This is a genomic window from Micromonospora sp. WMMA1949 (assembly GCF_027460145.1).
Taxonomy (GTDB): Bacteria; Actinomycetota; Actinomycetes; order Mycobacteriales; family Micromonosporaceae; genus Micromonospora.
In genome coordinates this window covers 3060279-3085653 of record NZ_JAPZBG010000001.1, presented here as the reverse complement: position 1 = coordinate 3085653, position 25375 = coordinate 3060279, and the positions used below count along the sequence as shown (strand labels likewise).

Annotated in this window: 26 protein-coding genes and 1 pseudogene; 14 read left to right on the top strand and 13 right to left on the bottom strand. The window is 73.5% G+C overall.

Going from position 1 to position 25375, the window contains the following annotated elements; all coding sequences use genetic code 11:
• Nucleotides 1–71: 71 nt before the first annotated feature.
• Nucleotides 72–857: a DeoR/GlpR family DNA-binding transcription regulator gene (locus O7607_RS14590; protein WP_269703762.1), complete on the bottom strand. Its 786-nt coding sequence runs from the start codon at nucleotides 855–857 to the stop codon at nucleotides 72–74.
• 199 nt (nucleotides 858–1056) lie between these two features.
• Here O7607_RS14590 and O7607_RS14585 point away from each other — a divergent pair, with 199 nt between their 5' ends.
• Genes O7607_RS14585 through nagA form a run of 3 tightly spaced genes read left to right on the top strand, consistent with a single transcriptional unit; the run spans nucleotide 1057 to nucleotide 4021 of the window.
• Nucleotides 1057–1986 (top strand): SIS domain-containing protein, encoded by a 930-nt coding sequence (locus O7607_RS14585; RefSeq protein WP_269703761.1) that lies wholly within the window; start codon nucleotides 1057–1059, stop codon nucleotides 1984–1986.
• Complete coding sequence (locus O7607_RS14580; protein ID WP_269703760.1) at nucleotides 1983–2915, top strand: ROK family protein; 933 nt, start codon at nucleotides 1983–1985, stop codon at nucleotides 2913–2915. The genes O7607_RS14585 and O7607_RS14580 overlap by 4 nt, the downstream gene beginning before the upstream one ends.
• Nucleotides 2912–4021, top strand: a complete 1110-nt coding sequence (nagA, locus tag O7607_RS14575) for an N-acetylglucosamine-6-phosphate deacetylase (RefSeq protein WP_269703759.1) — start codon at nucleotides 2912–2914, stop codon at nucleotides 4019–4021. Before O7607_RS14580 ends, nagA begins: the two co-directional genes overlap by 4 nt.
• Before the next feature lie 12 nt (nucleotides 4022–4033).
• On the opposite strand, the gene O7607_RS14570 is transcribed toward nagA, so the two are convergent.
• Nucleotides 4034–5242 carry a DUF4032 domain-containing protein gene (locus O7607_RS14570; protein ID WP_269703758.1) on the bottom strand — a complete coding sequence of 403 codons (1209 nt, stop codon included), beginning with the start codon at nucleotides 5240–5242 and terminating at the stop codon, nucleotides 4034–4036.
• A 141-nt stretch (nucleotides 5243–5383) separates the two neighbouring features.
• Between O7607_RS14570 and O7607_RS14565 the strand changes: the two genes are divergently transcribed.
• The gene (locus O7607_RS14565) at nucleotides 5384–6127 is read left to right on the top strand and encodes a phosphatase PAP2 family protein (RefSeq protein ID WP_269706984.1); all 744 of its coding nucleotides are present in this window, start codon (nucleotides 5384–5386) and stop codon (nucleotides 6125–6127) included.
• Nucleotides 6128–6180: 53 nt separating this feature from the next.
• Here the strand turns inward: O7607_RS14565 and O7607_RS14560 are convergent, their stop codons facing one another.
• Nucleotides 6181–6774 carry an IS5 family transposase gene (locus tag O7607_RS14560; protein ID WP_442929436.1) on the bottom strand — a complete coding sequence of 198 codons (594 nt, stop codon included), beginning with the start codon at nucleotides 6772–6774 and terminating at the stop codon, nucleotides 6181–6183.
• 14 nt (nucleotides 6775–6788) lie between these two features.
• A pseudogene (locus tag O7607_RS30570) lies at nucleotides 6789–7010 on the bottom strand (transposase); the annotation flags it as partial.
• Between the two features lie 99 nt (nucleotides 7011–7109).
• Between O7607_RS30570 and O7607_RS14555 the strand changes: the two are divergent.
• Nucleotides 7110–8351, top strand: a complete 1242-nt coding sequence (locus tag O7607_RS14555; RefSeq protein ID WP_269703757.1) for an APC family permease — start codon at nucleotides 7110–7112, stop codon at nucleotides 8349–8351.
• Between the two features lie 9 nt (nucleotides 8352–8360).
• Here the strand turns inward: O7607_RS14555 and O7607_RS14550 are convergent, their stop codons facing one another.
• On the bottom strand, nucleotides 8361–10145 hold the full coding sequence (locus O7607_RS14550; protein ID WP_269703756.1) for a potassium channel family protein: 1785 nt from the start codon (nucleotides 10143–10145) through the stop codon (nucleotides 8361–8363).
• A gap of 87 nt (nucleotides 10146–10232) precedes the next feature.
• Here O7607_RS14550 and O7607_RS14545 point away from each other — a divergent pair, with 87 nt between their 5' ends.
• The 4 genes from O7607_RS14545 to O7607_RS14530 all read left to right on the top strand — a co-directional run bounded on the left by O7607_RS14545 (nucleotide 10233) and on the right by O7607_RS14530 (nucleotide 14302).
• Nucleotides 10233–10712: an MSMEG_6728 family protein gene (locus O7607_RS14545; protein ID WP_269703755.1), complete on the top strand. Its 480-nt coding sequence runs from the start codon at nucleotides 10233–10235 to the stop codon at nucleotides 10710–10712.
• A gap of 197 nt (nucleotides 10713–10909) precedes the next feature.
• Complete coding sequence (locus O7607_RS14540; RefSeq protein ID WP_269703754.1) at nucleotides 10910–12454, top strand: FAD-dependent oxidoreductase; 1545 nt, start codon at nucleotides 10910–10912, stop codon at nucleotides 12452–12454.
• Nucleotides 12455–12508: 54 nt separating this feature from the next.
• Complete coding sequence (locus O7607_RS14535) at nucleotides 12509–13645, top strand: hypothetical protein (RefSeq protein ID WP_269703753.1); 1137 nt, start codon at nucleotides 12509–12511, stop codon at nucleotides 13643–13645.
• A 216-nt stretch (nucleotides 13646–13861) separates the two neighbouring features.
• Nucleotides 13862–14302, top strand: a complete 441-nt coding sequence (locus tag O7607_RS14530) for an HNH endonuclease (protein WP_269703752.1) — start codon at nucleotides 13862–13864, stop codon at nucleotides 14300–14302.
• Between the two features lie 67 nt (nucleotides 14303–14369).
• On the opposite strand, the gene O7607_RS14525 is transcribed toward O7607_RS14530, so the two are convergent.
• On the bottom strand, nucleotides 14370–14993 hold the full coding sequence (locus O7607_RS14525) for a TetR/AcrR family transcriptional regulator (protein ID WP_269703751.1): 624 nt from the start codon (nucleotides 14991–14993) through the stop codon (nucleotides 14370–14372).
• Between the two features lie 69 nt (nucleotides 14994–15062).
• Between O7607_RS14525 and O7607_RS14520 the strand changes: the two genes are divergently transcribed.
• Nucleotides 15063–15614 (top strand): peroxiredoxin-like family protein, encoded by a 552-nt coding sequence (locus O7607_RS14520; RefSeq protein WP_269703750.1) that lies wholly within the window; start codon nucleotides 15063–15065, stop codon nucleotides 15612–15614.
• Nucleotides 15615–15648: 34 nt separating this feature from the next.
• Here O7607_RS14520 and O7607_RS14515 read toward each other — a convergent pair whose 3' ends face one another.
• Together O7607_RS14515 and O7607_RS14510 are read right to left on the bottom strand one after the other, a co-directional pair.
• Nucleotides 15649–16413, bottom strand: a complete 765-nt coding sequence (locus O7607_RS14515) for an enoyl-CoA hydratase/isomerase family protein (protein ID WP_269703749.1) — start codon at nucleotides 16411–16413, stop codon at nucleotides 15649–15651.
• Between the two features lie 75 nt (nucleotides 16414–16488).
• Nucleotides 16489–18888, bottom strand: a complete 2400-nt coding sequence (locus O7607_RS14510) for a M4 family metallopeptidase (protein ID WP_269703748.1) — start codon at nucleotides 18886–18888, stop codon at nucleotides 16489–16491.
• Between the two features lie 189 nt (nucleotides 18889–19077).
• Between O7607_RS14510 and O7607_RS14505 the strand changes: the two genes are divergently transcribed.
• Both O7607_RS14505 and O7607_RS14500 read left to right on the top strand, forming a co-directional pair.
• Nucleotides 19078–19509: a hypothetical protein gene (locus O7607_RS14505; protein WP_043327954.1), complete on the top strand. Its 432-nt coding sequence runs from the start codon at nucleotides 19078–19080 to the stop codon at nucleotides 19507–19509.
• 80 nt (nucleotides 19510–19589) lie between these two features.
• On the top strand, nucleotides 19590–20246 hold the full coding sequence (locus O7607_RS14500) for a type 1 glutamine amidotransferase domain-containing protein (protein ID WP_269703746.1): 657 nt from the start codon (nucleotides 19590–19592) through the stop codon (nucleotides 20244–20246).
• Nucleotides 20247–20254: 8 nt separating this feature from the next.
• Here O7607_RS14500 and O7607_RS14495 read toward each other — a convergent pair whose 3' ends face one another.
• Both O7607_RS14495 and O7607_RS14490 read right to left on the bottom strand, forming a co-directional pair.
• The gene (locus O7607_RS14495; RefSeq protein ID WP_269703744.1) at nucleotides 20255–20866 is read right to left on the bottom strand and encodes a histidine phosphatase family protein; all 612 of its coding nucleotides are present in this window, start codon (nucleotides 20864–20866) and stop codon (nucleotides 20255–20257) included.
• A gap of 65 nt (nucleotides 20867–20931) precedes the next feature.
• Nucleotides 20932–21351 carry a VOC family protein gene (locus O7607_RS14490; protein WP_013475052.1) on the bottom strand — a complete coding sequence of 140 codons (420 nt, stop codon included), beginning with the start codon at nucleotides 21349–21351 and terminating at the stop codon, nucleotides 20932–20934.
• A gap of 157 nt (nucleotides 21352–21508) precedes the next feature.
• Here O7607_RS14490 and O7607_RS14485 point away from each other — a divergent pair, with 157 nt between their 5' ends.
• A complete protein-coding gene (locus tag O7607_RS14485; protein ID WP_269703742.1) occupies nucleotides 21509–23389 on the top strand; it encodes a hypothetical protein in 1881 nt (626 codons plus the stop codon).
• Here O7607_RS14485 and O7607_RS14480 read toward each other — a convergent pair.
• Entirely contained in the window at nucleotides 23358–23852 is a 495-nt protein-coding gene (locus O7607_RS14480; RefSeq protein ID WP_269703740.1) for a helix-turn-helix domain-containing protein, read from the bottom strand. The two genes, O7607_RS14485 and O7607_RS14480, sit on opposite strands and share 32 nt — an antisense overlap.
• Before the next feature lie 38 nt (nucleotides 23853–23890).
• Nucleotides 23891–24391 carry a GNAT family N-acetyltransferase gene (locus tag O7607_RS14475; protein WP_269703738.1) on the bottom strand — a complete coding sequence of 167 codons (501 nt, stop codon included), beginning with the start codon at nucleotides 24389–24391 and terminating at the stop codon, nucleotides 23891–23893.
• Between the two features lie 73 nt (nucleotides 24392–24464).
• Here O7607_RS14475 and O7607_RS14470 point away from each other — a divergent pair, with 73 nt between their 5' ends.
• Nucleotides 24465–24911 (top strand): hypothetical protein, encoded by a 447-nt coding sequence (locus tag O7607_RS14470; RefSeq protein WP_269703737.1) that lies wholly within the window; start codon nucleotides 24465–24467, stop codon nucleotides 24909–24911.
• Here O7607_RS14470 and O7607_RS14465 read toward each other — a convergent pair.
• The gene (locus O7607_RS14465) at nucleotides 24860–25228 is read right to left on the bottom strand and encodes a hypothetical protein (RefSeq protein ID WP_269703735.1); all 369 of its coding nucleotides are present in this window, start codon (nucleotides 25226–25228) and stop codon (nucleotides 24860–24862) included. The genes O7607_RS14470 and O7607_RS14465 overlap by 52 nt on opposite strands.
• Nucleotides 25229–25375: the final 147 nt, after the last annotated feature.

Below are 25375 nucleotides of genomic sequence, written 5' to 3'. Positions count from 1 at the left end.
GCGTGTCAAGGCGTGTCAAAAGGGGGCCCCTCCCCTACCGCAGGCGTTAAGAAGGGGCCCTTCCTTGCGCGTCAGGCGCAGACGACGTGGACTCCGGCGTCGCGGAACGCCGCCACCACGTCCGGCGACGCGCCGGAGTCGGTCACCAGCGTCTCGACCCGGTCCACCGGGCAGATCCGGGCGAACGCGTGCCCACCGAGCTTCGAGGAATCGGCTATCACGACGACCCGCTTGGCGCGGGCGACCATGAGACTGTTCATTGCCGCCTCCCCCTCGTGGTGCGCGGCGGCGCCGAGCTGCGGGTCGATCGCGTCCACGCCGAGCAGCGCGACGTCAAGCGTGACCTCACGCAGCAGCGCCCCGCCCAGCGGGCCGACCAGCTCGAACGACTTGGGCCGGACCACGCCGCCGGCCACCACCACCTTCATCCGCGAGCGCACCAGCAGCTCGTTGGCGATGTTCAGCGCGTTGGTGACCACGGTGAGCTGGGCGCCCTCCGCGCTGGTGTTGAGGTCGGGGCGTACGGCCAGCGCCCGCGCGACCTCGGTGCTCGTGGTGCCGCCGTTGAGGCCGACCACGGTGCCCGGGGAGACGAGGGCGGCGGCGGCCGTGCCGATCCGCTGCTTCTCGGCCGAGTGCTTCGCGGTCTTGTAGCGCAGCGGCAGGTCGTAGGAGACGCCGTTGGCGACCGCGCCACCCCGGGTGCGGGTGATCATCTGCTGCTGGGCGAGCTGGTCGAAGTCACGCCGGATGGTGGCCTGGGAGACGTCCAGCCGGTCGGCCGCCTCCTCGACGGTGACCCGGCCGCTGTCGGTCAGCATCTCCAGCAGCGCGTTCCAGCGCGCGTAGCGGTCCACCGCTGGGGCCTCCCTGACTATGCGTGAACGGTGATCGGTTGCGTGCACACTAGTGCGCGAAACTCAGTCCGCGCAAAAGCCTTCGCTGCGCGAACTTGGAGACAGTTGCCACAACCACGCCGCTTCGCGCAGAATGACGCGCGAAAGACGGCAGTATCGCGCCGTATTGCGCAAGGGTTTTTCCCGGCGAGGAGTTGTCATGGCGTACGTGCACGCGGAGATCGCGAGCCAGCCCGACTGCTGGCGGGAGGCGGCGCGACTCGCTCCGACCGTCGCCGAGCGCCTGCCGCGCCCCGGCGAGCGGGTCGCGGTGGTCGGTTGCGGCACGTCGTGGTTCATGGCCATGGCGTACGCCGGGCTGCGCGAGGCCGCCGGCCAGGGCGAGACCGACGCCTTCCAGGCCAGCGAGTTCCCGGCCGGCCGCCGCTACGACCGGCTGATCGCGATCACCCGCTCCGGCACCACCACCGAGGTGCTCGACCTGCTCACCGCGCTGCGCGGGGAGATCCCCACCACGGTCCTGGTCGGCGACCCGGACTCGGCCGCCGTGACGCTCGCCGACGCCACCGTCGCGCTGCCCTTCGCCGACGAGCGGGCGGTGGTGCAGACCCGCTTCGCCACCACCGCGCTCGCGCTGCTGCGCGCCCACCTCGGCGAGGACCTCGGGCGGCTGGCCGCCGACGCCGAGGTGGCCGTACGGGCCCCGCTGCCGATCGACCCGGCCGGCATCGAGCAGGTCACCTTCCTCGGCCGCGGCTGGACCGTCGGGCTGGCCCAGGAGGCGGCGCTGAAGTGCCGCGAGGCGGCCACGTTCTGGGCCGAGGCGTACCCGGCCATGGACTACCGCCACGGCCCGATCTCGGTCGCCGCGCCCGGCCGCCTGGTCTGGGCGCTCGGCGAGATTCCGGACGGCCTGCCCGAGGACGTGGCCGCCACCGGCGCCGCGTTCGTGCACAGCCGCACGCACGGCTGGCGTACGGTGCTGACGAGCTGGTCCGCCGGCCGCAACCCGGTCGACCCGATGGCCGACCTGATCCTGGCCCAGCGCTTCGCGGTCGCGCTCGCCACCACCCGCGGCCTCGACCCGGACGCGCCGCGCCATCTCACCCGGTCCGTGGTCCTGGCGTGAGCCGCGGCGACGAGGTCGTCGTCGCGCTGGACGTGGGCGGCACCGGGATGAAGTGCGCCCTGGTCCGGCCGGACGGCACGACTGTGCACACCGAACGGCACGCCACCGACGCGCAGCGCGGCCCGGAGGCCGTGGTCGGCACGATCCTCGACGTGGCCGAGGGGCTCGCCGGCAAGGCCCGCGCCGACGGTCGTACCCCGGTGGCCTGCGGCATCGCCGTACCCGGTGTGGTCGACGAGGCGCGTGGCGTGGCGGTCTGGTCGGCGAACGTGGGCTTCCGGGACGTACCGCTGCGGGACCTGGCGGGCACGCGGCTGGGACTGCCCGCGGCGCTCGGCCACGACGTGCGTGCCGGCGGCCTGGCCGAGGCGCGGCTCGGCGCCGGACGGGACGCCGGGCACGTGCTGTTCGTCGCGATCGGCACCGGCATCGCCGCCGCCCACGTGGTCGACGGGTCGGCCGCCACCGGCGCGCACGGCGCCGCCGGGGAGATCGGCCACATCCTGGTACGCCCCGGCGGCCCGCGCTGCGGGTGCGGGCGGGCCGGGTGCCTGGAGGCGGTGTCGTCGGCCTCGGCGATCGGGCGCCGGTACGCGGAGCTGTCCGGCGCGCCCACCACCGCCGCCGAGGTGGCCGACCGGGCGGCCGCCGGTGAACCGCTCGCCGTCGAGGTGTGGCAGGACGCGGTCGAGGCGCTCGCCGACGGACTCGCCACCGGGCAGGCCCTCTACGATGTGTCGACAGTGGTGCTCGGCGGCGGGCTGGCCCAGGCCGGTCCGCGGCTGTTCGACCCGCTGCGGACGGCGTTGCGCGAGCGGCTGACGTTCCACCGCGAGCCGCGCCTGGTCGCGGCCGACCTCGGTGACGAGGCCGGCTGCCTGGGCGCCGCCCTGCTGGCCCTGGACACCCTGGCGAAGGAGAGTCGATGACCCGGCGCGTGACCGGCAAGGTGGTGACCCCGACCGGCGTCATCCGGCAGGGTTGCGTGGAGATCGCGGACGGGCGGATCACCGCTGTCGCCGAGTACCCGTCGGTGCGCGACGGCCACTGGATCGTGCCGGGTTTCGTGGACATGCACACCCACGGCGGCGGCGGGCACACGTTCACCACCGGCGACCCGGAGTCGGCGCGGCAGGCCGCCGCGTTCCACCTCGCTCACGGCACCACCACGCTGCTGGCGAGCCTGGTCAGTTCCCCGTTCGAGCTGATGCGCGACGCCACCGCCGCCTTCCGCCCGCTGGTGGAGTCCGGCGTGCTGGCCGGCGTCCACTACGAGGGCCCGTACCTGTCCGGCGACCGCTGCGGCGCGCAGAACCCGGAGTTCCTGCGCGACCCGTCCACCGCCGAGCTGACCGAGCTGATCGAGCTGGGCGGCGGCGCCGTACGCATGGTGACGCTCGCGCCCGAGCGGGACGGCGCCACCAAGGCGATCGAGTTGCTGGTGGCGAGCGGCGTGGTGGCGGCGATCGGGCACACCGACGCCACCTGGGAGCAGACCCGGGCGGCGGTGGCTGCGGGCGCGACCGTCGGCACCCACCTGTTCAACGGGATGCGCCCGGTGCACCACCGCGAGCCCGGCCCGGTGGTGGCGCTGCTGGAGGCCCCGAACGTGGTGTGCGAGCTGGTCGCCGACGGGGTGCACCTGCACGACGGCATGCTCGGTTTCGCCACCTCGGTGGCGGGCCCGGACCGGGCCGCGCTGATCACCGACGCGATGGCCGCCGCCGGGATGCCGGACGGCGAGTACGAGCTGGGCGGCCAGGCGGTCACAGTGGCCGACGGGGTGGCCCGGCTGAGCCGCGACGGCGCGATCGCCGGCAGCACCCTCACCATGGACGCGGCGCTGCGGCACGCGGTCGGCGCGGGCGTGGCCCTGCCGGACGCCTGCCGGATGGTCGCCACCACCCCGGCCCGCGCGATCGGCCTCGGCGACCGGGTGGGCGCGCTGCGCACCGGCCTGCGCGCCGACCTGGTGATGCTGGACGACGACCTGAACGTGGTACGGGTGATGCGCGGCGGCGACTGGGTGGACTGACCCGCCCAGCGGTCAGGTGGTGGGCACCTCGACGCCGAGCACGGCCTGCTCGTCCGGCCGGTGCACCAGCACGTCGGCCAGGTACGACTGCACCGCCCGGCGCATTCCGACGTCCCGCCCGGCCTGCTCGGAGAGCAGCCACTTGTGCTCGATGATCTGGGCGAACAGTTCCTGCGGCTCCAGCTTGTTCCGCAGGTGCGCCGGCACCGCCCGGACCACCGGCTCGAAGACCTCGGTCAGCCAGCGGTGCGCCGCCTGCTGCTCGTCGGTCAGGTCGCTCTCCAGCCGGTAGGCGTCCAGGTCGTTGAGGAGCCGGCGGGCCTGGTTCTCCTCGGCGTCCAGGCCGGTCAGGCGCAGCAGCCGCCGGGTGTGGTAGCCGGCGTCGACCACCTTCGGCCGGACCAGGTAGCGCCCGTTGTCGACAGTCGACATGGCCACCTCGGCCACGTCGAAGCCCAGCTCGTTGAGGCGGCGGATGCGGCGCTCGATGTCGTGCCGGGCGGCGCGCTCCACCTGCTGCTCATACGTGATCTCGTGCCAGAGCCGCTCGTAGCGCTGCACGACCTCCTCGCAGACCACCTCCGGGTCGATCGACTCGTGCAGCAGGCCGGCGGCCTGGAGGTCGAGCGCCTCGCCGAAGATGTTGACCCGGGCGATCTCCAGGTCCTCGCCGCGCTGGCCGTTGGACAGCGACGGGTGCAACGCGCCGGTCTCGGCGTCGACCAGGTAGGCGGCGAACGCGCCCGCGTCCCGCCGGAACAGGGTGTTCGACAGCGAGCAGTCGCCCCAGAAGAACCCGGTCAGGTGCATCCGCACGATGAGCGCGGCCAGCGCGTCCAGCAGCCGGTTCATCGTCTCCGGGCGCAGCGTGTTGGAGAACAGCGCCCGGTAGGGCAGCGAGAACTGGAGGTGCCGGGTGATCAGCACCGGGTCCAGCGGCTCGCCGTCGTCGGTCTGCCGGTCGGCCACGATCGCGATGGCCTCGACCGACGGGAAGTCGATCCGCTCCAGTGCCCGCAGCAGGTCGTACTCGCGCTCGGCGACCCGCTCGCCGGTCTCCTTCACCGCGTAGACGTACCCGCCGAGCCGGACGAACCGCACGATGTGCCGCGAGATGCCCTGGGGCAGCGCCACCAGGTGCTCGGCAGGCCACTGCTCCAGCGGTGTCGACCAGGGGAGGTCGAGCAGCGCCGGGTCGACGAGGGCCGAGGTGATCCGCACGGCAACCAGTGTGACCGCTGACCCCCGCGCCGCGCTTCCCTTCGTGGCTGGGCACACAGCCGCCGATGCCCGCGCCGCCCGGCCACCGCCGGCGGCCGGTAGCGTGGTCGCGTGCGTCAGACCTCGGGGGTACGCGGTGGCCTGCGGCTGCGGCCGGTCCGGCCGGCCGGGTGGTGGTTCGACGGGCTGCTGCTCGCGTCCGTGGTGGCGATCACCGTGGCGCTCGCCTCCGGTCACCTGTTCGGGCTCGACCGGGCGGTGGCCGACTGGTCCGACGACAACCGCCCGGCCGCCGCCCGCTGGGTGGCGATCACGCTGAACCTGCTCGGCCAGGGCACCCCGCTGACGCTGCTCGCGGCCGGGCTGGGCGTGCTGCTGGCGCTGCGGCTGCGCTCGGTACGGCCGTTGCTGCCGCCGGTGGTCGGGTTCGTGCTCACGTTCTTCACGATCGGCCCGCTGAAGGTGTGGACGGCCCGCCCGGCGCCGAGCGCCTCGGTCAAGGAGCCGTTCCTGTCGCCCGAACAGACGCTGCCGCTGTTCCAGCACGACCTGCCGGTGCGTTTCGCGCAGTCGTACCCGTCCGGTCACGTCGCCAACGCGATCGTCTGGTACGGCGTACTGGCTCTGCTGCTGGCCCCGCTCGTGCGGTCCTTCGGCCGTACCGTCCCGCCCCGGCTGGTCACTGTGGTCCGGGTGGTGCCCCCGGCGGTGGTCTTCTGCACCACCGTCTACCTGGGCTGGCACTGGCTGACCGACTCGGTCGCCGGGCTGCTGCTCGGCCTGCTGCTGGACCGTCTGCTGCACCGGGTGCCCTGGGACGACCTGCCGCTGCCCCGCCGCCTCGGTGACCGGGGCCGTCCGGTCGCCTGGTCCGCGCCGCGCTGAGCGGACGACGGCACCCGCTGTTCACCCCGGGCTCCTAGGGCGTGTCCTGTCGATCATGGGAGCCAGATGACGGCAGCGATCAGGACGAGGCCGGCTCGGTAGAGGGATGCACGTTTGGCGTATCGAGTTGCCAGGTCACGCCACTGCTTGAGCCGGTTGAAGCAGCGTTCCACGACGTTGCGCTTCTTGTAGATCGCCTTGTCGAAGGCCGGTGGTCGCCCGCCGTGGCTGCCCTTGGCGGCCCGGCGAGCGACCTGGTCGCTGCGTTCCGGGATGACGTGCCGGATCCCGCGTTGTCGCAGGGCTCGCCGGGTCGAGTCATGTGCATAGCCCTTGTCCGCGATCAGCACCTCCGGTCGCTTGCGGGGCCGACCCGGCCCGGGCTCGTTGACGCGGATCGCGTCCAGCAGCGCCAACAGCTGCGGGTTGTCGCCGGCTTGGCCGGGGGTGAGCAGGATCGACAGCGGCCGTCCGCGTCCGTCGACCGCGAGGTGAATCTTCGTGCTCAACCCGCCGCGGGACCGGCCGATGGCCTCGCCATCCTGCGCACCAGGCGTCGCCGCACTTGCCGGGGAGCCCCCTTTTTGCGGGCGCCAGCGGCATGCTGGTGCGCCCGCACGATCGACGAGTCGATGCTGATCGTCCACTGCACCGGCGTGCCGTCGTCATGCACCTGCGCCGCGGCCAGGACCCGATCCCATGTCCCATCAGCGGTCCAGCGGCGCAGCCGTTCGTGGCAGGTCTTCCACGGCCCGAAGCGTTCCGGCAGGTCACGCCACGGCGCACCCGTACGCAGCTTCCACAAGATCCCGTTGATGACCTGACGGTGATCCCGCCACCGCCCCCGCGCCCCACCAGGTTCCGGTAGCAGCGGCGCGATCACCGCCCACGCCTCATCGGTCAACTCACCACGACGCACCACCGGCACATCGTCAACGATCAACCACTACATGATCGACAGGACACGCCCTAGGCTGCCGGGGTGGAACAGCTGGCGCGGCGACTCGGCGTACCCGACGCGGTCGTCATCGGTCTCGGCTCGATGCTCGGCGCGGGCGTCTTCGTGGTCTTCGCCCCGGCCGCCGCGGCGGCCGGCGGCCTCGGCCTGCTCGTCGCGCTGGCGGTCGCCGGTTTCATCGCCTACTGCAACGCGACCAGCTCGGCCCGGCTCGCCGCCCGCTACCCCGAGTCCGGCGGCACCTACGTCTACGGCCGGGAACGGCTGCACCCGTTCGCGGGTTTCCTGGCCGGCTGGGGCTTCGTGGTCGGCAAGACCGCGAGCTGCGCGGCCATGGCACTGACCGTCGGGGCGTACCTGTGGCCGGGGCGGGCGCGGCTCGTCGCGGTCCTCGCGGTGGTGGCGGTGACAGCGGTGAACCTGCGCGGCATCGGCAAGACCGCCACCGCCACCCGGGTCCTCGTCGCGGTGGTGCTGACGGTGCTCGCCGTGGTGGCGGTGACCGGCGCGCCGCAGGTGGCCGCCGACCGGCTCACCGCCCCCGCCGACCTCGGGGTACGCGGTGTGCTCACCGCCGCCGGGCTGCTGTTCTTCGCCTTCGCCGGGTACGCGCGGATCGCCACGCTGGGCGAGGAGGTACGCGACCCGGAGCGCACCATCCCCCGGGCGGTGCCGCTGGCGCTCGGCGCGGTGCTGGCGATCTACCTGGCGCTCGCGGTGGTCGCGCTCGGCGTGCTCGGTGCCGACCGGCTGGCCGCCACCGACGCGCCGCTGGTCGAGGTGGTGACCGCCGCCGGGCACCCGGGGCTGGCCTGGCTGGTCCGGGCCGGTGCCGCCGTCGCGGTGACCGGGGTGCTGCTGTCGCTGCTGGCGGGCGTCGGCCGGACCACACTGGCGATGGCCCGCCGCCGGGACCTACCCGGTGCGCTCGCGGCGGTCCATCCGCGCCACCGGGTGCCGCACCGCGCCGAACTGGCGGTGGCCGCCGTGGTGATCGCCGTCGTGACCGTCGGCGATGTCCGGGGCGCGATCGGCTTCTCCAGCTGCACCGTGCTGGTCTACTACGCGATCACCAACGCGTCCGCGCTGACCCTCGGTCCGGAACCGGCCCGACGCGTCCCGGTACGGCTGCTCGCCGCGTTCGGGCTCGTCGGCTGCCTGGTGCTGGCGGTCAACCTGCCGCTGCCGAGCGTGCTCGCCGGGTTCGGCGTGCTCGCCCTCGGCGCACTCGGGTACGCGATCCGCCGCCGTCGTCGACCTGCCTGACGCAGCCGGTCACTCCTGTGGGCGGCGTGCGGCGGGTGGACCGGTGGGCGCCGGTGGCGGCGCGGGCGTGGTCTCCCGGAGCAGCGCGGTCAGCCCGGACCGCCGGGCCACCACGGTCAGCCGGTCGCCGGCCTGGATCACCATGCGCGGGTCGGCCGACCAGTCGGCCTTCTGGTTCGGTCGGGCGTGCGCGAGCAGGCGCACCTCGCCCGGCCGGGCCACCGCGCTCAGCGGACGCCCGTCCAGCGGCGAACCGGCCACCACCGGCACCTCGGTGACCAGCAGCGCGTGCCTGTCGACCGGGATGGTGGCGACCACCGCGCGGTCCAGCAGGGCCACCGCGAACGCCGGCGCGGCCAGATAGGACACGCTGCGCGAGATGCCGATGCCGAACGCCTGCTGGATCCGCTCGGCGAAGTCGCCGTCGAACAGTCGCAGCACCACCCGCAGATCCCGGTCGAGGGACCGGGCGATCAGCGCGGCCCGCAGGTTCGTCCCGTCGTCGGTGGACACCACGACGAGCGCCTGGCAGGTGTCCACCGAGGCGGACCGGAGCGTCTCCTCCCGGCCCGCGTCGCCCACGATCACCGGCACGCCCAGCCGACGCGCCAGCGCGGCGCCGCGCGCGTCCGGGTTCTTGTCGATCGCCACCACCTCGACGCCGAAGTCGTGCAGCTGCGCCATCACCCGGGTGCCGATGTTGCCCAGACCGACCATCACCACGTGCCCGGAGCGGTCCGGCTGGACCCGGCCGGCGTGCAACGCCAGCCGGGCGTTCACGACGCCGTCGACCACGGCGGCCGTGATCAGCGGGATCAGCGCCAGCCCGGCCAGGTTGAGCACCACCTGCATCACCTGCGCGGCGACCGGCTTGTTGACGTCCGGGTCCTGCCCGGTGAGCGTGGTGACCAGCGTCAGGTAGACCGCCTCGCTCCAGCTCACGTCCGCGGCCCGGGCGTTGAGCCAGCCCAGCGCCGCGATCACCCCGAGCAGCACCAGCACCGCGATACCGATCTTGCGGGTGGCGAAGTGGCGGACCGCGCGCAGCAGCACGGCCATCGGCTGCCGGCGCCGTCGCGCCCGTACCAGCCGCCGCGCGGCGACCTCGGTGCCCGCCGGTCGCCCGGTCGCCTCGGCCAGCACCACGTCGGCCGTCGCCTCGTCCGCGGGCAGCACCCGGACCAGGTCCGGATCCGTGGTCACGGCCAGGCCGCAGACCACGTCCTGCGGGCGTACGTCGTCGCGGCGGGCCACGTAGAGCGTGCGCCCCGCGTGCCGGAAGTGCGTCGGCGCCACCTCGCCCAGCGCGGCGGCCACGAAGGCGGGCGCGGCCATCGAGGCGTCGGAGAGCACCGCCGAGTCGGGAAAGAGCTGCCGCAGCCCGTCCGCCAGGTTGGTGTTGAACATCCGCACCACCAGGCGCAGCCGCGACTCGACCTCCTGGGCGCAGAGCGCGGCGTGCATGTTGCCCACGTCGTCCTGGTGCAACAGGGCCAGCCCGGCCGCGCCGGCCAGCCCGGCCCGGCGGAACGCGGCCTCGTCGAGACGTTCCGCCGTGACCACCCGTACCCCCGGCACGTCCCGGCCGTCGGGGCCCTCGGACCGGCGGCGGCCCGGCACCACGAGCGTGACCCGCACCCGGCCGTCGGCGTTGTCGGTGGCGAGCAGCGACCGGACCACCCAGTAGGCGAGCGGGTCCGAGCCGCAGACGACGTAGTGGGGGCGTTCGTCACCGTTCATCCGGAGCCGCCAGCCGGTCGCGCGGCGCGCGCGGTCGCGCAGAGGCTCGGCCATGCCCGGATCGTAGTCAGCCGCTCGCGATCCGCGCAGCCCCGGCGATCATGAACGCATGGTGGGGCCGGGTACGGGTAGAGCACCGGCATGCAGACGTTCCTGCCGTATCCGGACTTCCTGGCCAGCGCGCGCACGCTGGACCAGAAGCGGCTGGGCAAACAGCGCGTGGAGACGATCCAGGTGCTGCGCGGGCTGACCCGGCCGGACTACGGCTGGCGCAACCACCCGGCGGTGAAGATGTGGGCCGGGTACGAGGAGGCGCTGACCCGGTACGGGCTGGACATGTGCGCGGTGTGGTGCGAGCCGGGCCGGGCCGACACCTGTGCCGGCACGCTCGCCACCGACCTCGCCGCCGCCTGCGGCATCTCGCTGATCCGCACCCAGGACGAGCTGGCCGCCGCCGGTGAGCTGCCGCCCTGGCTGGGCCGCGACGACCTGCACCGCAGCCACCGATCCTCGTTGCTGCGCAAGGACCCCGCCCACTATGCACGGTTGTTCACCGACGTCTCCCCCGACCTGGAGTACGTCTGGCCCCCGTCCGACCGCCCCCGCCGCTGCCTGCCGTGAAAGGAAGGGCCCCTTGTTAACGCCTCCGGTAGAGGAAGGGCCCCTTGTTAACACCTGCCCTCCACCCCCACGCGGCGCAGGCAGCGCGCGAACCGCCCGGCGTTAAGAAGGGTCCCCGCACATCCGTATGCGTTAACAAGGGCCCCTTCCCTTCACCTCGGGCAGACTGGGGGGACCACCGACTGAAGGATGCCCCCGTGAGTCTGTCGCAAGTGGTAGGTCGCCTGATCGGCGTACGCGAGCACGTGGTGGACCCGGGCGGCGGTGGCGCGGACCGCGTGCCGCGACCGGTCCCGGCGCTGGTGGTGGGCGGCGGCATCGCCGGCATGTCGGCGGCTGTGGTGCTGGCCGAGCGCGGCGTGGCGGTGACGGTGCTGGAGGCGGCGCCGCACCTCGGCGGGCGGCTCGGCGCGTGGCCGGAGGAGCTGCCCGACGGCGTCCAGCGCAACGAGCACGGCTTCCACGCGTTCTTCCGGCAGTACTGGAACTGGCGGTCGATCCTGCGCCGGGTCGACCCGGAACTGGGTTTTCTCAAGCCGATCCCGGGCTACCCGATCCTGTCCGAGCAGTGGCCGACGGAGGAGTTCGGCAAGCTGCCGCCGGCGCCGCCGGCGAACCTGCTGGCGCTGCTGCTGCGCAGCCCGAGCCTGCGCCTGGCGGACCTGCGCACGATGGACCGGGACGCCGCGCTGCCGTTGCTCACCTACGACCCGGTACGTACCTACGAGGAGTTCGACGAGCGCACGGCTGACGAACTGCTCGCCTCGCTGCGGCTGCCGGACCGGGCGCGGGCCATGCTGTTCGAGGTCTTCTCCCATTCGTTCTTCAACCACGAGGCGGAGATGTCGGCCGCCGAGATGATCGCGCAGTTCCACTTCTACCTGCTCGGCAATCCGGAGGGGCTGGCGTTCGACTGCCCTGATCGGGACTACGGCACGGCGATCTGGGAGCCGCTGACCCGGCACGTGGAGAAGCACGGCGGCCGGGTGACGACCGGCGCGGCGGCGGCCCGGCTGGACCGTACCCCGGCGGGGTGGCGGGTGACCGGCGCCGACGGTGACGTCTGGGAGGCGCCGCACGTGGTGCTCGCGGTGGATCCGCCCGCACTCGCCGCGCTGGTCGGCGCCTCGCCCGGCCTGGTCGCGGCGGCACCCGAGCTGGTGGCGCGGATGCCCGCGTTCGGCACGCCCGGGCCGCCGTACGCGGTCGCGCGGTACTGGATGGACGGGGACGTCCGGGCCGACCGGGCGGTGTTCAGCGGCGTCTCCCGGCAGCCCACGCTGGACTCGGTGACGCTCTACCACCGGCTGGAGGACGAACCGCGCCGCTGGGCCGAGCGGACCGGCGGCTCGGTGGTGGAGCTGCACGCGTACGCCTGCGAGCCGGACGTGCCCGCCGACGAGCTGGCCGCGCGGATGCTGCGGGAGCTGACCGCGCTCTGGCCGGAGGTGGCCGACCTGCGGGTACGCGAACTGCGCGCCCGGGTGGAGGCGCAGGCGCCGGCGTTCACGCCGGGTAGCCACGCCTGGCGTCCCGGGGTGGAGACCGACGCGCCGGGCCTCTACCTGGCCGGGGACGGCATCCGCACGGAGTTCCCGAGTGCGTTGATGGAACGGTCGGCGGCCACCGGCATCATCGCGGCGAACCACATCCTGCGGGCCGAGGGGGCGGCGGCCGAGCCGGTCCGGTCGATCCGTCCGCGCGGCCTGCTGGCCGGTCGCACCCCTGCAAAAAGCCCTTAAGCGGTCGAAAACGGTTCTACGCTCGACTGATCCGGTGATACGGGAGGTCGGGCGGTGAGCACCGCGACACGGGAGCGGCGCGACGAGGAGCACGGGACACCGCGGGAGGAACGGACCGCGGTGGTCACCGCGCTGCGACTGGGCTGGTCGATGGCGGACGCCTACCACCACGCGCAGACCGCCGACCTGACCGACGGCGGGAACCGGCCGGTGGCCGCGCCGCCGAAGTTGTCGAACCTGACCGAGCTGGCCGGATGGCACCGGCTCGGCATGTATCTGGACGGCGTGGACGTGGCGCTGGCGCAGATCGCGCCACTGACCCCGGCGGGCCGTACGGTGCCGTCCACCGCCGCCGCCCGAGGCGCCACCGGCGCCGACCGGGAGCCGCTGCTGCGCGCGCTCGACGACCTCAACATCGACGTGCTGCGCTGGACGATGGCGACGAACCACCGGGTGGGTGTGGCGTACCGGCTGGGGCGCTCGCTCGCCGACACCGTGCGACGTGGCGACGCCGACCAGCTCGCCGCGCGCTTCGGTGGCCGGCACCTCCAGATCAGCAGGTGGCTGGACGAGCTGGCGAGCGTGCTGCCGCCGTATTCGGCCGCCGTGGTGCGCCGCTCACTCGCCGCCTGGGCCACGGCTGTCGGCCGGGCCACGGTGGGTGACCCGGGCGAGGCCGGGCTCGCCGAGCTGGCCCGCGAGCTGCGCAACCAGGGCGACCTGTGGCAGGACGTGCTGACCGGCGGCCTGCACCCGCGCGACCTGCTGGACGAGGAGAACTGGGCGGTGATCGCCCGCAACGTCGTCATCCGGGACCGGAAGCTGGTGGCGCAGGCGGCCCGGGGCATCTTCTGGCCGGTGCTGGCACCACTGCTGGTGGTGCTGCTCGCGGTCGTGGGGGTCAGCGCCGCCGCCGCGGCCGGCTCCCCCACCACCCGGGCTGCGGTGGCGCTCGTCGGCCTCGGCGCCGGGCTCACCGCGATCTGGCGGTCGATCTCCACGCCCACGCTGTCGGTGGCGGCCGAGGTGAACCGCCCGCTGCTGGACAGCGAGCTGGTGGTGCAGATGACCGCCCGGATCGACCGGCCGCTCACCGCCGCGAGACGTGCCGGGCGGGCCGGACGGCAGCGGCGGCCCGCCGACGACGGATCGAAATACGTTGGCCCCGACTCCCGGATCGATCTACCGTGAGCGCGCAAGGTCAACCACCGTTCCAGGAGCCGTCGATGTCGCTGCGATACGCCACCACGATGACGTCGTGGCTGCTCGGCGACGGCTGCCGGGAACACGGTCCCTGGCCCGGAGGGCACGACTGACGCGCGTCGCGCGTCCCGTCGTCGCCGCCCGGTCCCCGTGGACCGGGCGGCTTTTTCGTCGCCGTACCGCCGATCGTGAAGGGAGAGCCCGGTGGACGCCGTCCTCGTCATAAACGCCGACCTCGGCCCGCTGCACCGGGTCACCGTCAAACACGCGATCCGGATGCTCTGCCGCCGGGTCGCCGAGATCCACGAGGCCGAGCCCGACCGGGTGATCGGCGTCTTCCCGCTGCCGCGGGTGGTCCGCCTCGTCCGGTACGTGGTGACCCGCTGGCGGTTCAGCGCCGGCCCGGCCTGGTCCCGGGCCGGGGTGCTGGCGCGCGACCGGCGGCGGTGCGCCTACTGCGACGGCACGGCGAGCACGATCGACCACATCCTGCCCCGCTCGCGCGGTGGCCGGAACACCTGGGGGAACACCACCGCCGCCTGCTACGCGTGCAACCAGCGCAAGGGTGACCGGACCCCGGCCGAGGCGGGCATGCCGCTGCGGCGGGAGCCGGTGACGCCGAGCTGGGCCGCGCTGGCGCGGTGACCGACGGCCGGCGGGCACAGGGGGCGGTGTCGGGGGTACGCCCCGGCGCCGCGCCCGCCGGTCCCGTCTAGCTGCCGAGGCGCCGGGCCAGGCCGTCGAGCAGGAGGTCCAGCCCGCCACCGAACTCGTCCTCCGGTGCGACCGCGCCGGCCGCGCGCGCGGTTTCGGCGAGCAGGGGGAACTCGTCGCGGGGCAGCGCCGCGATGACAGCCGTGCCGGGACCGGCGAGCGCGCCGAGGTGTTCCATCTGGATCGCGCCGATCACGTAGCCGAGCAGGGCACGGAACGCGATCACCCGTCCGGTGCCGGTGAAGCCGGCCCCGGTCAGCACCGCGAGTACCGCCTCGCCCCAGCGCAGAATCGTCGGCGAGCGGTGCCGGTACGCGGGGAGCAACGGCACCACTGCCGGGTGGACGCCGACCGCGCGGCGTACCCGCTCGGCCAGGTCGCGGATGCCGTCCGCCCACGGGACGTCGGGCGGCGGGCGGGTGTCGACCGGTTCGAGGACCCGCTCGACGACGAGCGCCTCCAACTCGTCGCGGTCGGCGACGTAGCGGTAGAGGCCCATCGTGCTGGTGCCGAGCTGCGCGCCGACCGCGCGCATGGTGAGGCCGGTGAGGCCGTCCCGGTCGAGCACCGCGAGCGCCGCGTCGGCGAGCTGGGCCGGGGTCAGGGAACGGGGACGGGGCATGGCCTTGACAGCGTACAAGATACGCCTACGGTTGTAGGAGTACGTCGTACGCCTACAACGGGAGCGCGCATGGACGTCGTCACCCCCCGCCACCTGACCAGCGTGACCGGCACCGGAATCGACCTGCCGGATCCGGACCGCCTGGTCCACCTCCAGTTCCGGCGATTCGCCGGCTGCCCGGTCTGCAACCTCCACCTGCGCTCGATCGTCCGCCGGCACGCCGAGATCGAGGCGGCGGGCGTACGCGAGGTGGTGCTCTTCCACTCCCCCGCCGACGAACTGCGCGAGCACGTCACCGACCTGCCGTTCGCCGTGGTGGCCGATCCGGACCGGCGGCTCTACCGGGAGTTCGGTGTGGAGTCGGCGCGGCGGTCGCTGCTCGACCCGCGTGCCTGGCTGCCGATCCTGCGTGCCGTGGTGACCGGCACCTGGCACGTCCTGCGCGGCCGGGAGCGGCTGCCGTCCGCCTCCCCGCACGGCGGGCGGCTCGGGCTGCCGGCCGACTTCCTGATCGCACCCGACGGTCGGGTCCTCGCCGAGAAGCACGGCGAACACGCCTCCGACCAGTGGTCGGTGGACGAACTACTGGCCCAGGTCAGTCAGAGCCGGTCGGCGCGGTGACCGCTGACCGGCATGGCGGGCGCTGGCGGTCCGGTCAGACGGCGGGCGGGGTCCAGCCGAAGCGCGGCGGCCGGCGCTCGTTGATCGCCGCCACCCCCTCGCGGGCCTCGCCGCTGTCCCGCACCTGGGCGTGCCACCAGGCCAGCCGGTCGGCGTCGGCGCGCCCGTCCACGATCTCCTTCGCGGCGGCCACGGTGAGCCGGGAGCGCTCGGCGATGGTGGCGGTCAGCGCCGTCACCCGCCCGGCCAGCTCGCCGGCCGGCAGCACCTCGTCGATCAGGCCGATCCGCAGCGCCCGCTCGGCGTCGACCAGCTCGCTGGTGAACAGCAGGTGCTTCGCGGCGGACGGCCCGACCAGCGCGGCCAGCCGCCGCGTGGTCGGTGCCGGGTAGACCAGGCCGAGCCGGGCCGGGGGTACGCCGAACCGGGCGTCCGCCGAGGCCAGCCGCAGGTCGCAGGCGACGGCGAGCTGGCAGCCGCCGCCCACGCAGGCACCCTCGATCGCGGCCACAGTGGGGCGGCCGAACGCGGCGAGCCGTTCCTCGGCAGCCACCGCGATGCTGCCGTCACCGGCGGCAAGCAGCTCGTCCAGGTCGCCCAGGTCGGCACCGGCGCAGAAGGTCCCGCCTGCTCCGGTGAGCACCAGCACCCGTACCGCCGGGTCGGCCTCCAGGCCGTCGAGCAGCACCGGGAGCTGCCGCCACATGGCCGGGGTCATGGCGTTGCGCCGGGCCGGGTTGTGGATGACGACAGTGGCCACCGGGCCGTCCAGGGTGACAGTCAGTTCCGCGTCGGACATGGGCCGACCGTAACGGGCGGGGCCCGGCGACCACCCGCGTGGGTGGCCGCCGGGCCCCGGGGTCGGGCGGTCAGGTCAGGAGACGTTGAGCGCGGTGTCGTCGATCACGAACGAGGTCTGCAGCGAGCTGTCCTCGGTGCCGGTGAACTTCAGCGTGACGGTCTGCCCGGCGTACGCGGCCAGGTTGAACGACTTCTGGCTGTAGCCGCTGGCCTTGTTCAGGTTCGAGTAGGTCGCCAGCGTGGCCAGCACCGAGCCGGACGAGTTGAGCACCTGCACGTTCAGCTTGTCGTACTGGACGCTGCTGGTGCTCTCGGCCGAGTCGATGTGCAGCCAGAACGAGAGGGAGTACGCGGAGCAGCCGCTCGGCAGGCTCACCGACTGCGACAGCGTGTCGGTGCGGGTGCTGCCGTAGCCGTTCAGCCACGCGTTCCACGTACCGGTGCGGGTCGGCTGGCCCTGCGAGCCGTACTGGCCGATGACGCCGGAGGTGGTGGCCCAGACCGTGTTGCCGGACTCGAAGCCGGGGTTGCCGAGCTTCTGGCCGGCGCCGGTGCAGCCGCCGCCGACGCTGCTCACGGTCAGCGAGTACGTGGCGGTCTTCGTGCCCGACGCCGCGCTGCCGGTGACTGTCACCGAGTAGGTGCCCGCCGGGGTGCTGGAGCTGGTGGAGACGGTGAGCGTGGACGAGCCGCCCGTGGTCACCGAGGTGGGGCTGAACGACGCGGTGGCGCCGGTCGGCAGGCCGGACGCGGAGAACGTCACGGTCTGCGCGGTCCCGCTGGTGGTGGACGTGGCGACGGTGGCGGAGGCCGAACCACCCGCGGTCACCGACCCTGAGGTCGGCGAGAGCGAGACGGAGAAGTCGTTGCCGGTCGAGCTGCACGGCGCGTCGTTGCCGGCCACGTTCACCGCGGTCCACGCGGCCTGAACGGTCTTGTACTCGGTGGAGCAGTTGCCGTACAGGTCGGTCGCGGCCCGCAGGGTGTACGCGCGGGCGGTGTTGGCCGGGTTGCTGGTGTTGACGTACGAGGTGTTCGAGGTGAAGTACACGTCGAGCGCCCGGTACCAGATCTTCTCCGCCTTGGCGCGGCCGATGCCGGTGACCGCCGGGGCCGAGCCGCAGACCGGCGAGGTGCCGTACGCGGTGGCGCCGGTGCCCTCGGCGAGGTTGAAGAAGAAGTGGTTCCCGACGCCGGAGGAGTAGTGCACGTCCTTGTTCTTCGTGCTGGTGGACCAGCAGGAGTCGGACGAGCCGTCCAGCGACGGGTTGTACATGTAGCGCAGCGGCGTACCGTTGCCGTTGATGTTGATCTTCTCACCGACCTGGTAGTCGCCCGGGTCGCTCGGCGCGGCGGCGTAGAACTCCACCATGTTGCCGAAGATGTCGCTGGTGGCCTCGTTGAGGCCGCCGGACTCACCGGAGTAGACCAGCCCGGCCAGCGCCTCGGTGACGCCGTGGCTCATCTCGTGCCCGGCCACGTCCAGCGAGACCAGCGGGCGGGAGTTGCCCGAGCCGTCGCCGTAGGTCATCTGGGCCCCGTCCCAGAAGGCGTTGACGTAGTTGTTGCCGTAGTGCACCCGGCTCGGCACGCCCTGGCCGTTGCCGAAGATGCCGTTGCGGCCGTGCACGTTCTTGAAGTAGTCGAACGTCTTGGCGGCGCCGAAGTGGGCGTCCACGGCGGCCGACTGCCGGTTCGAGGTGGCGCCGTTACCCCACGCGTTGTCCGCGTCGGTGAACGTGGTGCAGGTGGAGGTCCCGTTGTTCATGTCGCAGGTACGGCCGTTGCCGCGTACCGGGTCGATCATCTGGTACGTGCTGCCGGAGAGCGTGGTGTCGATGGTGACCGAGCCGGTGTAGATGCCCTGGCCGGTGCCGGCCACCGTCTCGATCTCGTCGTACGAGCCGATCACCTTGCCGGTGGTGGCGTCGGTGACGACGTGCAGCTTCGACGGGGTCTGCTTGTCCGCCTTCCAGCCCGTCGCGACGGTCTCCCAGGCGAGGCGGCCCTTGCCGCTGCTGGCGTCGACGAACAACTCCGGCGTGCCGACCGAGGTGAGCGAGCCGGAGAACGTCTTGCGGGCGCTGGCCTTGGCCGCCTCCGCGCCGACCTTCGCGGTGGTGCTCAGGGTCAGCGGGGCGTCGAGGCTGACCGACGCGCTGGTCATGGTGCCGTTGGGGGCGGTGTGGATGACGAAGTCACCGCCGTACACCCGGAGACCCTGATAGGTCCGGCTGTACCGGGTGTGCGCCGCCCCGGAGGGGTCGACCTTGGTGCGGACGGCCTGATAGGCCTCACCGCCGGCGCCCTTAACGACGCCGGGGTTGGCGCGCAGCAGGCTCGCGGCCTTGGCCGCGGCCGAGGTCTCGGGGCTGGGGGCGGTTGGCGCTGCCGCTTGCGCCGAGGTGGTGACGCAGGCCAGCACGCTGCTGGTGAGCAGCGCTGCGCTGACGGCGGCGACGGATCTTTTCACGGGCCCTCCTGGAAGGCGAATGTTGTGACGGGGGTAGTCACTGATGTAGATATAGCGATACATCGACGAACGTGAAAGAGGCTGGCGGGAACCCGCCGGAGACACTGACCGAACGGATGAGGAGGACCGGTGGACCGGAACCGGGTGGTCCCGTCGCGCGTCCGAACCGGTATGAGAGCTGCCCCCGCCGTGGCGGCCGTCGCCGCCCTTCTCGTCCCGCTCGCCGGCTGCGCCCGCACCGACGCGCCACCCGTCGTCACGGACGGGCCCTCGCCGCTGGCCACCGAGGTCGTGCTCGTGAAGTCGGGCGGCATCGCCGGGCTGACCGACACCGTCCGGGTCGGGCCGGACGGCCACTGGACCCGCACCGACCGCGCCGGCGCCTCCCGAGAGGGGCAGCTCGCCGCGGAGAAGCTCACCCGGCTGCGGCAACTCGCGGCCGACCCCCGGCTGGCCGCCGAAGCCGCCGTCACCGCTCCGGCGACCATGTGCGCCGACGCGTTCAGCTACCGGCTCACCGTCGGGCCCAACCAGGTCAGCTACGTGGACTGCCCGCCGCAGGCCACGCCGCCCGCCGTCACCGCGCAGGTGGTGGACCTGCTCAACGGCGCCACCGGCTGACCGGCGCCGACTTCAAACCCGTTCCGGCTGTGACATCGGCCTATGGCCGGCCGGCCGGCGGCGGGGCCAGCATGGAAGGCATGACTCGCGCACTCATCGCCCTGACCAGTCACTCCGAGCTGGGCCGCACCGGCCGCTCGATCGGCTACTACGTCGGCGAGGCCGCCGAGCCGTGGGAGGTGTTCCGGGCCGCCGGCTACGACGTCGACCTGGTCTCCGTGGCCGGCGGCGAGCCGCCGGTCGACGGGCGGGACGAGAACGACACCACCCAGAACGACTTCCTCGCCACCGCCGGCGTCACCGACACCCCGAAGGCCGCCGACGTCGACCCGGCCGGGTACGACGTGATCCTCTTCGCCGGCGGTCACGGCACCATGTGGGACTTCCCCGACGACCCCGACCTGGCCCGGATCGCCCGCTCGGTCTACGAGCGCGGCGGTGTGGTGGCCGCCGTCTGCCACGGCCCGTCGGCGCTGGTGAACCTCACGCTCACCGACGGCTCCCGGCTGATTGCCGGCAAGCGGGTCGCCGGGTTCACCAACAGCGAGGAGGCGGCCGTCGGCCTCACCGACGAGGTGCCGTTCCTGCTCGCCGACAAGCTCACCGAAGCGGGCGCGCAGCACGTGGCGGCACCGGACTTCACCGAGCACGTGGTGGTCGACGAGCGGCTGGTCACCGGCCAGAACCCGCAGTCCGCCCGCGCCGTCGCCGACGCCGTGGTGAAGCTGATCGCCTGAGCGCCAGGTCAGAACCGGTAGTCGTCGGGCAGGCCGGTGGCACGCAGCTCGGGCGGCAGGTGGGCGACGTCGTTGAGCGCGACGAGCGTCGGCGGGCCGCCCGAGCTGTAACGGATCACAGTGAGCCCGCAGTTCTGGTGGTTGAGCCCGATCCAGCGGTGCGGCGGCGCCTCCAGCGCGTGCAGCACCAGCCAGGCGACCAGGAAGTTGTGGGTGACGACCAACTCGCGTACGTCACCCTCCGCGGGGGCGGCGGCGAACCGCGCCACCGCCTCCGCTGTCACGCGCGGCCCGTCGCGCCGCTCCCGCTCGGTGAAGCCGGCCAGGAACGCCGCGAACCGCTCCGGCAGGCCGGCCGGGTCGGTGTCGTGCGGCATGTGGTCGCCGGCCCGGTCGTCCTCGCGTACCGGAACACCTGGTAGCGACGCCGCGACCAGCGCGGCGGTCTCCGCGGCCCGGCGGGCCGGCCCATGGTGTACGGCGGTGAGACCGGCCCCGCGCAGTCGCTCGCCCAGGAGCGTCGCCTGCCGCCGCCCGCGCTCGGACAGTCCGGTGTCCGCCTCCTCCTCCGGCCGGTCCTGTTCGCCGTGGCGGACCAGGTAGAGCAGGCGGCTGGGCATCGGCACCTCCACGGTCGGGGACCGCGAGACTAGCCCGCCGCCCGCCGTCCGGGTGGCCCGCCGGGTCACGGACGCTGGTGCATCTGCCCGATCCGGATGCGGTTGCCGAACGGGTCGCGGATGCCGAAATCGATCCCGTACGGCCGGTCGGTCGGCTCGTCGGTCACCTCGACGCCCTTCGCGACCAGGTCCGCGTACGTCTTGTGCGCGTCGTCGGTGGTGAAGAACAGGAAACCGCCCGCGGCGCCCTTGGTGAGCAGCTCCCGGACCTGCTCGGCGGTCTTCGGGTCCAGGGCCGGCGGGCCCGGCTTCTCCAGCAGGATCTCCCGGCCCGGGTCACCGGGCACGTTGACGGTGAGCCAGCGCATGAAGCCGAGGTCCTGGTCGGTGCTGACCTCCAGGCCGAGCTTGCCGACGTAGAAGTCGAGCGCCTCGTCCTGGTCGAGGACGTAGATCTGGGAGCGGGAAGTCGAAGTCATCGTCATGCCGACGACGCTAGAGCAGCGCCCCGACCTGCTGCTTATCCAAAACTGCGCGAGTTCCGCAACCCGGCACCTGGTCCGGCTTGCGTCGTTTGTCCATTCGGGGACATCGCTGCGTCATCCGCTGTTAACGTCCTCGCGACGACATCGGGGGAAGTCGATGCAGTTGATGTTGGCCTGGGCCGCCACGAGTGCCCTTCCGCAGTCCCGCCACGACGCCGCCGTCGACCGGTTCGACAGGGCCGCCGCCGAGCTGGTGCCGGACAGCTGGCACCGCCGCCGCCTCGGCGACACGGATCGGGGCGTGCTGGTGATGCACCCGGCCGAGCCGGGCGGCTACCGGTGGCCGCCCGTCGCCACCGACGGCACCCTCTCCGCCGTCTCCGTGGGCATCCCGGTCGGCGCCGACGGCGACGACCCGGTGGTGCTCGCCCGACGCCTGCTCACCGGCGATGACGTGCACCGCGACGTCGTACCGCCGTTCGCGCTGCTCGCCCTCGACCACGACCGCCTCGCCCTGCAACAGGACTGGCTGGGCATGGCCCGGGTGTTCACCGGCACGGCCGACGGGGTAACCGCCTGGTGCAACCGGCCCGGCCTGCTCGCCGCCTTCCTGCACCGGCCGGCCCGCCCGGATCCGGCCAGCTGGGCGTCGTACCTGCTCACCGGTCACTTCGGCGGCGACCTCTGCCCGCTGGAAGGCATCCGGCTGCTGCGGCCGGGCGAGCGGATCACCGGCCGCCGCCGGGCCGACGGCGGCTGGCGGTTCGACACCGAGATCCGGTACGCCACCGACGACGTGGTCCGCAGCGGCCTCGCCGACCGGGACCGGCCGATCGACGAGCGGCTGGACCGGGCCGCGGACGCGTTGACCCGGGCCGTCGCCGGCCTGCACCGGCTGCACGACGGCGAGGTCACGCTCGGCCTCTCCGGCGGCAAGGACTCCCGGCTCATCGCCGCGACGCTCGTCGCCGCCGGCCGTACGCCGAACCTCGCCACGAACGACGACACCCCCGCCGAGGGCGACGTGGCCCGCGAGCTGGTCCGGCGCGTACGGGACCGGCGCGGACTGGATCTGCCGCACCGCCTCGTACCGGCCGCGCCCCCGGCCGCCGTCCTCGGCGTCGGCCTGACGGACCGGGCGCGACGGCTCGCCGCGCTGCACGACCACCAGTTCCCGTCGAACTACCTGGCCCGGCCGGCCGTGCGCACCCGGCTGCCCGAGGTGGTACGCGCGCCGAGCCTCACCGGCGCGGCCGGCGAACTGGTGGTCGGCTACTGGTATCCCCCGGCCGACGCCGACCCGGCGCCCACGCCCGAGCAGGCGGGCCTGACCAAGCTGCTGGCCGGCGTACCGAACGCCGCGGCGGCACCGGAGGCGCTGGCCGCCGAACGGGACCGCGTCACCGCCCTGCTGACCCACGCCCGGGGCATCGGCCTGCGCGACGAGCACCTGATCGACTACCTCTACCTGGTCGAGCGGATGCGCCGGTGGTGCACCTCCGCGTACACCACGGGGATGGTCACCCCGTTCCTGGCGCCCGGCTTCGTCGCGGCCAGCTTCGCGTTCACCGTGGCGGAGAAGCGGGCGCGCCTGCCACACACCGCGCTGATCGCCCGGCTCGTACCGGAATGGGCGGACGTGCCGTTCGTCAGCGCCGCCACCGGGCCGTCCCGGGCCACCCGGATCTGGGAGGGCGACGGTGTCGCCGCCGTGGCCGACCTGCTGGACACCGTCCACGGGCCGCTCACCGAGCTGATCCGGCGTCCGGCCGTGGAGCGGGATCTTCGTACCGCCGCCCGAGGCGGCCGGCCCGATCCCCGGGTGCTGGCCCAGTTCACCGCGCTGGCGGTCGCCTCCGAACGGCTCGAACCCGGCTTCACCAGGCCGTCGACCGGTGCCACCTACGCCCGGGTCACCGCGCCGCCGCGCCCGCGTACGCCGACGAAGAGCCGGCTGGGCGGATTGCGCTGGGTACGACGCAGCCGGCTCGGCGACCGGCTCTGGGTCATCGTGCGGCGGCAGGTACGGGGGCGCTGACCTCGGCGGCGGCGCGCTTCGTCTCGACGGCGGTGGCCGGCTCGCCCGTCGTGGCCGGCTCGTCCGCCGTGGCGCTGGGGCGCATCCAGGCCTTGGTGAAGCAGCTCGGGACGTCGGCCGGCGCGGCCTTGCGGCGCCGGTAGGCCGAGGGCGACTCACCGACGATGCCGTGGAACGTGCGGCTGAACGTGCCGAGACTGCCGAAACCGACGAGGTGGCAGATCTCGGTGACCGGTTCGTCGGTGCGCACCAGCAGGTACATGGCCCGTTCCACCCGGCGGCGTTGCAGGTAGCGGTGCGGTGTCTCGCCGAAGGTGGCCCGGAAGGTACGGATGAAATGCGCCTCCGAGACGTGCGCGATCCGGGCCAGCGCGGGGATGTCCAGCGGCTGCGCGTACGCCCGGTCCATCGCGTCCCGGGCGCGCAGCATCGCCCGGTTGGACTCCTCGACGGCGCGACTCATCGCCGGCCAGCGTACTGCGCGGTCCGCACCCCGGCCGCCTACGGCTCGTCCACGAGGCTCTTGGTCATGATGTGCTCGCGGCGTACGCCGTCGGGCATCAGGCCGCCGACGTCGCCCGTGTCCCGGAAGCCGTTGCGCAGGTACAGGGCCCATGCGTTCGGGTTGCCCTCCGCTACGGCGAGCCGCAGCGTCCGCGCTCCTGCCAGCCGGGCCCACTGCTCGACCGCCCGCACGAGATGGTCGCCCACGCCCCGGCCGCGCCCGGCCGGTGCGACGTACATCGAGATCAGCTCGACGACCCCGTCCTGTTCGGTCGGCATCCCGCTGGCCATCCCGACTGGTTGCCCGTCGAGCAGCACCACGACGTTGTACGACCCGGGGACGGCCAGCCGCCCGCGCCAGCGTTCCTCGCGGTCACCGTCGCCCTGCCAGTCCGCCAGCCGGGCTCCGAAGGCGTACCCGGCTTCGGTGAGCGCGGCCAGCCGCAGCTCCCGCCACACCTTCCAGTCGTCCTCGCCGAGGACGCGCGTCTCAAGCATGCGGAGAGGGTGGCGCAGGCGTCCCAGGCAGACAATCGATATCCAGCGACTGCGACGACCACGGAGCCAGACCATGAGACTCTCCGCCGGAGCCACCGGCTTCAACGCACCCGGCGAACGAGCAGACGTCAGGGCCTTCACCGCCGTGTGTCACCACGCCGCCCGAGCCATCGGCGCCACCGTCACCGGCGTCGCACCCGCCCGCGTCGCGCCCAGCTTCCACGCGGTCGACATCGCCGAAGCCGGACACGCGGTCGCGGTGCTGCGGCACGTCACCGTGCCGTTCATCGCCTTCGCCCGCCCCCGAGCCGGCGACGACGCCACCCTCACCTTCGTCGACCATCCCGGCCTCGCCGCTGCCCTCGCCGACCTGACCGACGCCCGGGCCCTCACCGCCGGCCAGCTCCAGACCCCGCTGTCGCAGGCCGACCTGAGCGCCCTCGACCGCGTCGAACACGACCAGATCGGCTACTGGAAACCGGCCACCGTCGGCGAGCTGCTGTTCAACTTCTGGGACTGACGTTCGTGGCCCAACCCGGTGCCAGATCCGTCGCGTACCGGTCCCAGGCTGCCGGTCCGCCAGGCAGCGGCCAGGCGCGGGTGCGCAGCGGCGACCGGGGGAAGCGGCGACCGGTACAGGCCCGTACGGGCGTAGAAGACGCCGAGGGCGCAGGCCCGCTGCCGACCCAGCAGGACGACCCGGTCGGCTTGGCGGATCAGGAGTCGGCGGCCACCGGCAGCCTCGACACGAAGGCCCGGGCGCGACGGCCGTTCGGCGTGCACGACCAGGCCGTCCCACCGACCGGCCAGCTCGGACGACAACCCGAAGCGCCTCACCGCGCCATGCTACGGCGGCGCGAGTGCCTGACGGCCTGCGTGGCATCGACCTCCGCGACTTTCGCTCCTGCGCCGGGAAGGTTGCTCGTCAGATGCCGGGGGCCTCTCTAGCCTGAACCCGGCAGGCTCGGCCGGACAGCGCCCAGC

What these genes read in the sequence shown, in the direction of transcription:
- O7607_RS14585 (WP_269703761.1), top strand. Translation starts at nt 1,057, where the DNA reads ATGGCGTACGTGCACGCGGAGATCGCGAGCCAGCCCGACTGCTGGCGG.
- nagA (WP_269703759.1), top strand. Translation starts at nt 2,912, where the DNA reads ATGACCCGGCGCGTGACCGGCAAGGTGGTGACCCCGACCGGCGTCATC.
- O7607_RS14550 (WP_269703756.1), bottom strand. Translation starts at nt 10,145, where the DNA reads ATGGCCGAGCCTCTGCGCGACCGCGCGCGCCGCGCGACCGGCTGGCGG.
- O7607_RS14545 (WP_269703755.1), top strand. Translation starts at nt 10,233, where the DNA reads ATGCAGACGTTCCTGCCGTATCCGGACTTCCTGGCCAGCGCGCGCACG.
- O7607_RS14525 (WP_269703751.1), bottom strand. Translation starts at nt 14,993, where the DNA reads ATGCCCCGTCCCCGTTCCCTGACCCCGGCCCAGCTCGCCGACGCGGCG.
- O7607_RS14520 (WP_269703750.1), top strand. Translation starts at nt 15,063, where the DNA reads ATGGACGTCGTCACCCCCCGCCACCTGACCAGCGTGACCGGCACCGGA.
- O7607_RS14515 (WP_269703749.1), bottom strand. Translation starts at nt 16,413, where the DNA reads ATGTCCGACGCGGAACTGACTGTCACCCTGGACGGCCCGGTGGCCACT.
- O7607_RS14500 (WP_269703746.1), top strand. Translation starts at nt 19,590, where the DNA reads ATGACTCGCGCACTCATCGCCCTGACCAGTCACTCCGAGCTGGGCCGC.
- O7607_RS14495 (WP_269703744.1), bottom strand. Translation starts at nt 20,866, where the DNA reads ATGCCCAGCCGCCTGCTCTACCTGGTCCGCCACGGCGAACAGGACCGG.
- O7607_RS14490 (WP_013475052.1), bottom strand. Translation starts at nt 21,351, where the DNA reads ATGACGATGACTTCGACTTCCCGCTCCCAGATCTACGTCCTCGACCAG.
- O7607_RS14485 (WP_269703742.1), top strand. Translation starts at nt 21,509, where the DNA reads ATGCAGTTGATGTTGGCCTGGGCCGCCACGAGTGCCCTTCCGCAGTCC.
- O7607_RS14480 (WP_269703740.1), bottom strand. Translation starts at nt 23,852, where the DNA reads ATGAGTCGCGCCGTCGAGGAGTCCAACCGGGCGATGCTGCGCGCCCGG.
- O7607_RS14475 (WP_269703738.1), bottom strand. Translation starts at nt 24,391, where the DNA reads ATGCTTGAGACGCGCGTCCTCGGCGAGGACGACTGGAAGGTGTGGCGG.
- O7607_RS14470 (WP_269703737.1), top strand. Translation starts at nt 24,465, where the DNA reads ATGAGACTCTCCGCCGGAGCCACCGGCTTCAACGCACCCGGCGAACGA.